Here is a 10,510-nt window from a genome sequence, read left to right as displayed (position 1 = left end):
GGAGTCCGACGACACGCGCATGTAGCCAACCAACATAGGCGGATAACCATCAAAAACAGGTTTCCGCATAATAGTGAATAGCGATAGAGTTTTCCGTACATTTTTGAGGGGGTGTTGCACAGGTAGCACTGTCGTTTTCAGAAGACGGCTGCACTGAACGTCAGAAGCCGACTGCACTATAGCAGCGGAGGGGTTGGATCCATCAGGCAACGACGGGCTGCTGCCGGCCAATAGCCGACAATGACGACACTGGAAATCCCCGCCTGTGAGCGTCGGCTCAGGGCGGGACAGCGTCATCCAGCTACCTGCGCCACTGACTCAGCCTTGTCCAGCCGGCCGCGCCGCACGAACAGACTGACCAGCCGTTGACGGATCGCCACCTGGAGTTCCGCCAGTTGTTCCGGCGTGATGCGAATTTCACCCGCTCGACGAGCGCAACACCGGCGCCGCCTACGCCAAGAACCGGCGAATCGAACTCAAACTCACGAACCGCTGAGCGCCGCGTCACCGCGCTGCTGCGCCAGCCAGTCGCGCGGGGCGCAGCCCATGCGCACGCGGAAGGCGCGCGCCAGAGCGTTCGGGCTGCCGTAGCCGACGCGGTCGGCCACCACCGCCACCGGCCGCCCCTGCTTGAGCAGGGTGCAACTGACGTTCATCCGCCAGTCGGCCAGATAGTCGCCCGGCGTGACGCCCACCGCGTCCTTGAACGCGGCGGCGAAGCGCGCGCGTGACATGCCCGCCTTCGCCGCCAGCGCCTCGAGCGACCACGCGGTCTGCGGCGCATCGTGCATGGCGGTTATGGCGCGCGCGAGTTTCGGGTCGGCCAGGCCCGCCAGCAGTCCGGTGGCGCCAAGCCGCCCATCCATCAGATAACGCAGCAACTGGATCAGTAGCAACTCGTACAAGCGGTCGATGGCGGCCTGCCGACCGCACTGGTCGCGCTCGGCTTCGGCAAACAGCAACTCTAGCGTCGGCCCGAGGCCGGGCAAGTCCGCCAACGGAATCAGCAGCATCGACGGCAAGGCCATGGCCAACGGATTGCCCGTCGAAGCGCCCAGGTCGACCTCCGCACACAACAGCTCAGCGGTATCGCCGGGGGCGGCGACAAAACGATGCGACGCCACGCGCGGATAAAACAGCAGGCTCGGCTCGGTAACCAGCAGATCTTCATGCACGGGCGAACGCACCGTAATCGGGCCGCGCCGCACCAGATGGATATAGCCATGCGGCGCCGCGTAATGATGCTGCCCACAGAAGGCGCCGCTGTGAAAAACGCGCGCCGAAAGCGAGTAGTGCCGGAGCAAGCCGGCCAGTCGATCCGCCATTCCACTCTCCATATAAGACGATAGGTTACGTATTTGATACTTTACGTGCCATATCGTACCAAACAAAGGGCGATCATGCCCACGTGCTCTTGCACCTCACCCACTACGGAGATAGACATGACCCAAATCGCCCCCCTGACCATCGACACCGCTGACGCCGCTACCGCTGCCACACTCAAGGCCGTCAAAGCCAAGCTTGGCATGGTGCCGAACCTGTTCGCCACGCTGGCCCACGCGCCGGCGGCGCTCAATGGCTACCTCGGCTTGTCCGAAACGCTGGGCACCGGCCGCCTGAATGCCTCCCAGCGCGAGATCGTTGCGCTCGCTGCCGGTCAAGCCAATCGCTGCCAGTATTGCCTGAGCGCACACACCCTGATCGGCAAAGGTGCCGGACTGTCGGCAGAGGCCATCGCCGCGGCCCGCACCGGCCAGGCGGCCAACGCACTTGACGATGCAATCGCCGGCTTTGCCCGCGCGCTGGTCGAGCAACGCGGCGTGGTGTCGGCCGACGCCATGGCCAACTACCGCCGCGCGGGGCTCGACGACGGCCTGATACTGGAAGTGATCGCCAACGTCGCGCTGAACACGCTCACCAACTACACCAACCACATCGCCGACACCACGGTGGATTTCCCCGTGGTCGCCGTCTGATCTCCATAGGCATATAAGGAGAACACGATGAAAATCGCACTCACCGGCGCTCTGCTCGCCAGCGCCCTCGTCCTGCCACTGGCCGTCACGGCCGGCGACTTTTCGCCCTATGTGGACAGCCAGGGCGGCATCAGCCGCCCCACAGACTTCCGCACAAACTTCGTCCACCTGGGCTCATATGCGGTGTTGGACGAAAAATCCGCCTCTCGCGGCTTGCACGATGTGTACACCGAAAAGGCCTCGGCCGAGCACTACCGCAAGACCGGCAAGTTCTTGGACGGCGCCACGCTGGTGAAAGAGATCCGCAAGCTCGAAACCAGCGCCATGACCACTGGCAACCCTGTGGTCTGGGGTTCCGATGCGGCCGTGTGGTTCGTGATGGTCTAGGACGCCAAAGGCCGTTTCGCCAGCAACCCCTTGTGGGGCGACGGCTGGGGCTGGGCGCTGTTCAAGGCCGACGCCCCCGCCAAGAATGTCGCCGTCAGCTACGAAGCCGACTGCATGGGCTGCCATGTGCCGGCGGCCAAGACCGACCGCGTATTCATCCAGGGCTATCCGACACTGACCCAGCACTGACTTGCTGCCGGGTTACGCTTCGCGCAGGATGGCACCTCCGTCCTGCGCGAGCCACCCTTTCCGGAAGCGCGCCATGCCGACACTCGACGCCTTTCTGACCGACGTCCGCGCCTGCACGCGCTGCGCACCGCATCTGCCACACGGCGTGCAGCCGGTCTTCCAGTTTCACCCGAGTGCGCCCATCCTCATCGCCGGCCAAGCACCGGGGGCCCGGGTCCATGCCTCAGGCGTGCCCTTCGACGACGCCAGCGGCGCGCGTCTGCGCGCCTGGCTGGGCGTGGACCGCGACACCTTCTACGACCCTACCCGCATCGCCATTCTGCCCATGGGCTTCTGTTATCCGGGCACCGGCAAAAGCGGTGACCTGCCGCTACGCCCGGAGTGCGCCCCCCGCCTGGCGCGAAGCCTTCATGCAGCGTTTCGAGCGCCTGTCGCTGGTCATCGTGCTGGGCAGCTACGCCATGGACTACCACCTCGGTACTGGCAAGACGCCGCTCACCCGGGTGGTCGAAGCCTGGCGCGAGCACTGGCCGCAAGCGTTCCCCCTGCCTCACCCTAGCCCGCGCAACAATCGCTGGCTGGTGCGCAACCCCTGGTTCCAACAAGACGTGCTGCCCGCGCTGCAAGCACGCGTCCAGGCAGTCCTCACCGCCAACCCCAAGGAAACCCCATGACCGACGACACCGCCGCCATTACCGAGCTGCTGCACAAGTACTACGACACCCTGGCCTGGGCGAACGGAGACAGGCACCGGCTTTGGAGCGATGAACGACGGCTTCAGGTGCGGTAGCTGACGCCTGGGACCTCAATCACCGTATGACCGGGTCGAAAGCGGTCCTTTCTCTGACAACATCGCCCTAGCCCGCACTCAACCCCCACAACACATCCAGCACATGTTGCGTAGGCCGCTCGACGTCCCCACCACGGTGGGCAATACCAAGTTGACGCCACAATAAGGGCTGTAATGGCCGCATGACGATCCTGGTATCGGGCAATGGCGTGGAGGCTTCATGCGGCAACAACGTCGCACCATAACCGGCCGCCACTAGGCTTTTGATCGCATCGTTGTAGTTCAGTTGAATACGCGGCGTGGGCTGCCGTCCATCACTGGCGAACCACTCCGAGGTCAAGCGCGAAAGCCGAGTAGTTTTGTCATTCAGAATTAATGGCTGGGCGGCCAGCCAACCGGGGGTCACAACATCCGGGCATTCCCAGCGAGCCGGCAAGAAGGCCATGACCGGGTCCCGCCGCCATGGCTCGATCCGCAATTCCTTCACCGGGGTCTGTGGCAGCGCGACCAGACCGATCTCCAAAGAGCCCTCGGCAAGCTTCTTCAAAGTTTCCTGCGACGTGAGCACCGCGACCTGCACATCGATAGCGGGGTGGCGTTGGCCCAACGTCTCCAAAGCTTGCGGCATCAACTGTGCGATGGCCCCTGTGGAGGCACCCAGCCGCACACGCCCGGCCAAGCCCTGCACCTGACGCTCCACGTCCTCAAGCGCCTGCTCCGCATCCGCCAACAGGCGCCGCGCGCGCTCCACCAGCGTTTCTCCAATCGCCGAAGGCTGAATGCGCCCACGTGTGCGCGACAACAGCTTTCCGCCAACCCGCGACTCCAGGTCGGCAATATGCAAACTGACCGTGGGTGGCGCGAGGTGCAGCACACGGGCCGCCTCGGCAAACGAACCCAGGTCGGCAATGGCCACCAACGTGCGCAGACGGTCCAGGCTGATTTCGCGCATGAGTCACTCCTTGTTCAGAAAAGCTGAATTTCATCGTTTAGAAATTCAACTTTTCCTATCTTAGCCCCTCACTGAAGATTGGAACTCCTGATTTCCTATGTCCGAGAGCATTCCATGGCAAGTCCTCTTATATTCATCGACGGCGACCAAGGCACCACCGGGTTGCAAATCCATCAACGTCTACGCGACCGGACCGATCTGCGGCTTATCACGCTCAGCCCCGAACATCGCAAGGATCCGCAACGTCGCGCCGAAATCATCAACGCCTGCGACATCGCGATTCTCTGCTTGCCCGACCAAGCCGCACGCGACGCTGTAGCGAGCATCGAAAACCCCGCCGTTCGGGTGATCGATGCGAGTTCGGCGCACCGCACCCATCTAGACTGGACCTATGGTTTCGCGGAGATGAACTCGCAGCAGGCCCAACGCATCGCCACGGCACGGCGGGTCAGCAATCCCGGTTGCTATCCCACGGGGGCGATAGGGCTGCTGCGCCCATTGCTGGAGGCCGGGTTGCTGCCCAGGGACTATCCGACGAACATTCATGCTGTGTCGGGCTATTCCGGAAAAGGGCGCGTTGGCGTGCAAGAGCATGAGGGAGAGGGCGCATCACAGGCGCCCGCGTTTCAGGTTTATGGTCTGGGGCTGGCACACAAACATATTCCGGAGATTCAGCAGCAAAGCGGTCTGATGGAGCGGCCGATGTTTGTGCCGGCTTATGGGGCTTTTCGGCAGGGGATCGTGCTGACCATACCGTTGCAACTTCGCTTGTTGGCGCCGGGCGTGGATGCGGTGCGGTTGCATGCGTGTCTTATGCAGCACTACGTCGATGCGGACCATGTACAGGTGATGTCGATGCAGGAGGCCAAAGGGTTGACGTGCCTTGATCCTCAGGCGCTTAACGGGACTGATAGTTTGCGATTGGTGGTGTGTGAAAATGATGAGACGGGGCAGGTTTTGTTGGCTGCGGTGTTTGACAATCTTGGGAAGGGAGCCGCTGGAGCGGCGGTGCAGAATCTGGATTTGATGGTTGCAGGAACATGACTCCGACTACCCACTGGCTCTAGAGTCTATGGCTCGAATTTTCGAGCGGTTGTTTCCTCTCTGTTTATGGCCTGGCATCGACGGCATTAAACGAGTCGAAAACAGAATCTACGCGTGTCAGCAGTTTGCAATCCAGTCAGGCTTTGAAGTTAAACGGTCGTCCACGACAGGCAGCAATCGGCCAACAGCGGCCGTTTTAGAGTAGGGAAAATAAATCCCCTTTTCTGCTGTCTACGCTTCGCAGCGCCGGTTACCCGGTCACCACGCAAGACTCGCTTCCGGTCGGTGGCTAACCTTTACCGGGCGGGGGTCATACCCGCTGGGTTTCTTACGCCATTTCGTGACGGCTTGCGCCGTCATTCCCAGGCGACCAAGCTTTGCCTGGCGCACATAAATCAGTCCCCTTTTTCTCTTTGCGCAGCAATGGCGTCGATCCTTCGCGCCTGCAAACCTTTGGTGCAGGCTCCAGCTCGCCCATTGCCCCCAACGACACCGCCGAGGGTCGCGCCCAAAATCGCCGCGTTGAAATCAAACTGGTGCCCCGTAGCGGCGCTGTAGCTCAAGGGTAATGGTGCCTTGGTGCTCTTTTCGTCGGATGCCCAGCTATCTTTTAATGGGTTACGGGCGATTTGCAGTGGGCTCCAAAACCTGGCCTCAGGAGGTGCAAGCTCCCGTGGCACCGGCTTTGGACTGGGCAGACCAATACGCCGGCCCATAAGCCCATAAGGATCCCGGCCTCGGCCGGGTTCTTTATGCCCGCTTCGCGGGCTTGAGCCCAGAAGGGAGCGGCGTGCGCCGGATTCGCATCTGCCAGCCAGTACGCAGCCCGTTTGGAACTCAGTTGATCCGTCTTTTTCAACGGTTTAACAGCCAAATCAATACGTTCACAAGTACACTCGCCACCCTAGGGATGGTGAAGCATCCACGAGCGGTACTAGAATTTTCAGCTTTTCGGTGCCGCCGCACGAATTCAAGGGGCAAGCATGGATTACGAACAACTGCCGAGGGCCGCCTTGGTCCGTATGCTGCAGGAGCATGATGCGGCGCTTGCCGATGCTGGCAAGAATGGCATCGTTATGAGTTACACCGGGCGGGCTGCTCCCTGGCAGATCATCCGCCAGGTCAAGCCGAAGCTGCATCGTATTATCAAGAAAGTATCCTTTGGAGAGGAAACCGCCCAGTCAGAGAATGAGATCTGGGACGGTGAAAACCTTTCTGCGATGGTCACGCTCTATAAATATCGTGGTCAAGTTGATCTTGTAGTAACAGACCCGCCGTACAACACCGGCGAGGACTTCCGCTATAACGACAAGTGGGACAAGGATCCAAACGATCCAGATCTCGGCGATGTAGTTCCTAAAGATGATGGGTCCAAGCACAGCAAATGGTTGCGCTTCATGACACCCAGAATCTGGATGATGCGTGAGATGCTAACCCCAGGCGGGGTTATGGCTATCTGTATTGATCATAGGGAACTATTTAGACTTGGCATGCTCATGGACGAAATCTTCGGCGAAGAGAATCGCATTGGCATAATCAATTGGCAGAAAAGCTATTCACCTCGCAGTGATAATAAGGGGGCGGCGGCGAAAACTGAGTGCAACACCTGACCTTTCCGGTACGGTGCTGTCCCTATGTCTTATTCCGAACTCAGCGTTGAAGAGCGCGCCACCATTCAAATCGGTCATGCCCAAGGTTTCAGCCTGCGCGGGATTGCCTGCTTGATCAACCGATCCCCTTCGACCATCAGCCGGGAGCTGCGCCGCAATCGAGATGCCTGTGGCGGCTACTCGGCCCGCGTGGCCCAGCAGCAGATGCAGGCCCGCCGTCAGGTGTGTCGACCGAAGCAAAAGCTGTTGCCGGGTAGCGAGCGCTTCGAATTGGTGGCGCATATGCTGCGTGAGCGTTTGTCTCCCGAGCAGATTGCCGGCAAGCTGCGCAGCATGAATATTCCCAGCCTCAGAGATGCCTACGTCTGTCGCGAGACGATCTATAACGCGATCTATGCCTTGCCAGTCGGCGAGCTGCGTAAAGAGCTGATCATCTGCCTGCGCCAAAGCAAGACGATGCGCAGGCCGCGCTCTGGCGGCGTGGATCGGCGCGGTCAGATCCCTGAGAGGGTCAGTATTCATGTACGTCCGCCGGAGATCGAAGACCGACTGATGCCAGGGCATTGGGAAGGCGACCTGATCAAGGGCAAGGCCAACGCCTCGTCTGTAGGTACGCTGGTGGAGCGCACCAGTGGCTACCTGATGCTGGTGAAGATGAACGACGCGACGGCGACCTCGGCGATGGAAGGCTTCAGTGCAGCGCTCAATGGCATGCCGCTGGCGATGCGCAAGAGCATGACCTACGACCAGGGCCGAGAAATGGCGCGGCATGCTGAAATCACCCAGCAGACCGGGGTGGCGATTTACTTCTGCGACCCGCACAGCCCTTGGCAGCGCGGCAGTAACGAAAACATCAATGGCCTGATCCGCCAGTACCTGCCCAAGGGCACGGACTTGTCGGTGCATAGCCAGGAGGAACTGGATGCCATCGCACTGCAACTGAACATGCGCCCCCGTAAGCGCTTCGACTTCAAGTGTCCGATCGAGGTTATGGACGAGGTGATGCAGGAAGCTATGGCTATGCGGCATGATGCTCCAGCTTCAATTCAATAACCGTGTTGCACTCAGCTCCTGTAACCGCCCTGTGTAATTTCTTACATTGGCTCTATAGTGTGCATAATTTTTATGGAATGAATTGAGTATTTCTATAACCTTATCCAGCTGCAGTTGTTTTTTAGTGATATGAAGTTTTTTGGTCTCTGCCGAAGTATTGGTCAGCGCGACGAGATAGCCAAACATTCCAGCGATCAACGCTCCCATACCAATTTTCACGGCATCCGAGGCAATATTTATCCACTCCACGCTCCCTCCATTGCGCTTATCACGCCAGCTATTTTTGACACTTAGTCCATGCTTGGAGTACTGGCATGTCTTCCTATATGACCATCAGGCCCTCGCGCGCAAACACACATCCGAGACAGGCCTGCATCGGAGTAACATACGAGGGTTGTTTGCGCTTCAATGCGGTTTTCTTTTAAGTAACTTTCTTTAATCGGCCTGATCCACTGTTCGCGCCCATCCACATCGGTTGTTTCCAGAAGCACCTCATCTTCTTGTAGATCAAAGTGTTTGTGCAGTAGTGCCACGCCAAATCTGTCTATGCAGTTGTGCTTTTTCAATATTTCAAATATTTCATTTAGACATGGCAGGTCCTCATCGTCTATGGGTCTAACATTGTCGATATGGTTAATTTCACCCCACAGTAAAGAAATCATTTTATTTATCTCCACTATGAACGTTTAACTAGCGAAATGTTACAGATTTAATAGGGGTCTTAGTCTGCGAATCTTCATGGGAGACGGGACTAATCAGAGCCCTCGCTCTTGGATAACATTAGACGCTCGCGCGCAAAATTCCACCCATTCCGATAAGGCGGCGTATAGAGCCTTAGCGGCATCTGAGGTTGGCGCGTACTTATCTCTGTCGCAAGCCCATCTGGTGAACCGCTTCAGGGTATGCAGGCATCGTAGTCAGTGTCTGAGGGTCGGTTGAGGTCAATTTTGACTTCAAGAATCTAGACGTGGAGGGGAGGCCTCATGCCCGGCAAGACTTTAATTTCCATTGGCATGAGGCGCATGTTATTCGTGAACAGGCAAGATCCAAGTTTAAGCTTGTTTACTGATATTTTGCGGAGCCGATGAACTTAGAGAAATGCTCGCACCATATTTGGACCGTTGTAAACTCGTTGACGTTGACGCTTGCAGGAATGGTTTTCTTGAAATTCCCGAAGTTTTTCAATTCGCCAATCAGAATTGCTTCTTTCTTTATGTCCAAAAACGATTCTTTGTCGGTGGCTTGTTTCTTTGTCAGGTAAATTTTGTAGTCTGGACCAGGTGCTACATCACCTTTAAATACAATTTCGTTATCCGTAACAAAAAGTTGTCCATTCGCCCAGTGAAGGGCGTCGCTGCCTTTCTGATCTTTCTTGAACTCTCCGCTATACTTTGCCACCTTTTGCACTTCTTCAATTTCGGCGATGGTGGCGTTTTCTTGTGCTGTCAAAATCGGAAGTATATAGATCCCTAGCCCAACTCCCGCGCCAAACAGAGCCAGGTGGGACGCGAGCAGAATTATTTTTAATTGCTTTTTCATGGGTTGCCTCATACAGTGAGTTATTTGGTGTGTCCATCACAATCCATTAGTTCGAACAGGGTGCGGTATGTGCTGATAGCGATATTGTTAGTGGGGTGCTAGCTTAGCTACCATGACGGCATTTTTCAAGGTAGTTGTCGCGTCAACCGTCTAACTATGCCGCCATTTTCTCGTTCTGTTGCTCTCGATCCTGGTTCAACAACACGGTGCCGATCGGTTCCCAGTTACGCGTCCGGCCTGACCACCGCTCCGGTTTGTTTTCCTTGGCTCGTTCGTACAACTCATGTCGCCGGGCCAAGACCTGATGGTCCAGCCCTCGATGCCGCTCAGCCGGTGTGACGAACCGGATGCGGCTATGTCGGTGCTCGTTGTTGTACCACCGCATAAAATTGGTTCTTCGCGGAGTCTGGGGGAAGAGCGAGTTGACAGTCAGGGAAGCAGGTAAATTGGCAGTCGCCAAACACACCCTTCACCTGTCCCTGCTGTCGCCGTGCATCCTATTGATCTTGCCGCTTTCTGGCCAGGCTACGACGCCGTTACCTGTCGCCCATCTACCGATAACACCCTCCTCATTGAGCTTGAACCTCAAGCCGGCTCTCTTCCTAAGTGCGGGCGTTGTGGCCAGTTCAGCCCGTTGATTCACGATCGCCGGATTCGTCTGGTGCGTGATCGTGATCTGTTCGATCAGCGCGTCCTGCTTCAACTACCAGTGCGCCGAGTCGATTGCCTGAGTTGTGGGCGGGTGACCGAGCGGATCGACTGGTTGGAGCCAGCATCTCGGCTGACCCAGCGGTTACGGATATGGCTCGAAAGCTTGCTGCGGCTGCTGCCGATCAGCCACGTCAGCCAGCTCACCGGCCTGCATTGGCACACCCTCAAAACGCTCGATAAACGACGCCTTCAAGCCGAGGTAGGCAACTTCGATTCAACCGGTGTCCGCCGCCTGGTGATGGACGAGTTCGCCCTGCAC

At 58.1% G+C, this 10,510-nt stretch carries 11 protein-coding genes and 4 pseudogenes; 9 read left to right on the top strand and 6 right to left on the bottom strand.

The genetic code is table 11. The features are described 5' to 3' along the window. Window positions 1-482: 482 nt before the first annotated feature. Window positions 483-1,325: a helix-turn-helix transcriptional regulator gene (locus tag JMV15_RS27610; RefSeq protein ID WP_095666632.1), complete on the bottom strand. Its 843-nt coding sequence runs from the start codon at window positions 1,323-1,325 to the stop codon at window positions 483-485. Between the two features lie 117 nt (window positions 1,326-1,442). On the opposite strand from JMV15_RS27610, the gene JMV15_RS27605 reads away from it, so the two are divergent. The 4 genes and pseudogenes from JMV15_RS27605 (at window position 1,443) to JMV15_RS27595 (ending at window position 3,226) form a co-directional block, all read left to right on the top strand. Beyond that, window positions 1,443-1,976, top strand: coding sequence for a carboxymuconolactone decarboxylase family protein (locus JMV15_RS27605; protein WP_020309197.1), 534 nt, complete (start codon window positions 1,443-1,445; stop codon window positions 1,974-1,976). A gap of 27 nt (window positions 1,977-2,003) precedes the next feature. Next, window positions 2,004-2,552, top strand: a pseudogene (locus tag JMV15_RS27600) (cytochrome P460 family protein). Window positions 2,553-2,580: 28 nt separating this feature from the next. Beyond that, a pseudogene (locus JMV15_RS28900) lies at window positions 2,581-2,901 on the top strand (uracil-DNA glycosylase family protein); the annotation flags it as partial. Window positions 2,902-2,962: 61 nt separating this feature from the next. Then, entirely contained in the window at window positions 2,963-3,226 is a 264-nt protein-coding gene (locus JMV15_RS27595; RefSeq protein WP_003830781.1) for a uracil-DNA glycosylase family protein, read from the top strand. Between the two features lie 183 nt (window positions 3,227-3,409). Here JMV15_RS27595 and JMV15_RS27590 read toward each other — a convergent pair whose 3' ends face one another. Then, on the bottom strand, window positions 3,410-4,294 hold the full coding sequence (locus JMV15_RS27590) for a LysR family transcriptional regulator (protein WP_003465017.1): 885 nt from the start codon (window positions 4,292-4,294) through the stop codon (window positions 3,410-3,412). A 114-nt stretch (window positions 4,295-4,408) separates the two neighbouring features. Between JMV15_RS27590 and argC the strand changes: the two genes are divergently transcribed. From argC to JMV15_RS27575, 4 genes and pseudogenes are all read left to right on the top strand, one after another. Beyond that, window positions 4,409-5,338 (top strand): N-acetyl-gamma-glutamyl-phosphate reductase, encoded by a 930-nt coding sequence (argC, locus tag JMV15_RS27585; protein ID WP_049275860.1) that lies wholly within the window; start codon window positions 4,409-4,411, stop codon window positions 5,336-5,338. A gap of 413 nt (window positions 5,339-5,751) precedes the next feature. Continuing rightward, window positions 5,752-5,907: pseudogene (locus JMV15_RS28510) on the top strand (OmpA family protein); the annotation flags it as partial. Between the two features lie 414 nt (window positions 5,908-6,321). Then, window positions 6,322-6,948, top strand: a complete 627-nt coding sequence (locus tag JMV15_RS27580; protein ID WP_003465024.1) for a DNA methyltransferase — start codon at window positions 6,322-6,324, stop codon at window positions 6,946-6,948. A gap of 24 nt (window positions 6,949-6,972) precedes the next feature. Then, window positions 6,973-8,001, top strand: coding sequence for an IS30 family transposase (locus tag JMV15_RS27575; RefSeq protein ID WP_003465026.1), 1,029 nt, complete (start codon window positions 6,973-6,975; stop codon window positions 7,999-8,001). Here JMV15_RS27575 and JMV15_RS27570 read toward each other — a convergent pair. The 4 genes and pseudogenes from JMV15_RS27570 to JMV15_RS27555 form a co-directional block, all read right to left on the bottom strand. Then, entirely contained in the window at window positions 7,990-8,250 is a 261-nt protein-coding gene (locus JMV15_RS27570) for a hypothetical protein (RefSeq protein WP_047296649.1), read from the bottom strand. The genes JMV15_RS27575 and JMV15_RS27570 overlap by 12 nt on opposite strands. Before the next feature lie 41 nt (window positions 8,251-8,291). Beyond that, window positions 8,292-8,663, bottom strand: coding sequence for a hypothetical protein (locus JMV15_RS27565; RefSeq protein WP_052959448.1), 372 nt, complete (start codon window positions 8,661-8,663; stop codon window positions 8,292-8,294). A gap of 400 nt (window positions 8,664-9,063) precedes the next feature. Next, the gene (locus JMV15_RS27560) at window positions 9,064-9,540 is read right to left on the bottom strand and encodes a DM13 domain-containing protein (RefSeq protein WP_011711661.1); all 477 of its coding nucleotides are present in this window, start codon (window positions 9,538-9,540) and stop codon (window positions 9,064-9,066) included. Window positions 9,541-9,694: 154 nt separating this feature from the next. Continuing rightward, window positions 9,695-9,931, bottom strand: a pseudogene (locus JMV15_RS27555) (IS3 family transposase); the annotation flags it as partial. Window positions 9,932-10,030: 99 nt separating this feature from the next. Between JMV15_RS27555 and JMV15_RS27550 the strand changes: the two are divergent. Beyond that, window positions 10,031-10,510 (top strand): transposase family protein (locus tag JMV15_RS27550; RefSeq protein WP_198800213.1); only part of this gene is annotated, 480 nt, incomplete at its 3' end.

The organism is Pseudomonas paracarnis, assembly GCF_904063055.1.
Taxonomy (GTDB): Bacteria; Pseudomonadota; Gammaproteobacteria; order Pseudomonadales; family Pseudomonadaceae; genus Aquipseudomonas; species Aquipseudomonas paracarnis.
Note: the sequence above shows the minus strand (reverse complement) of the source record. Positions and strands in the feature narration are given on the sequence as shown.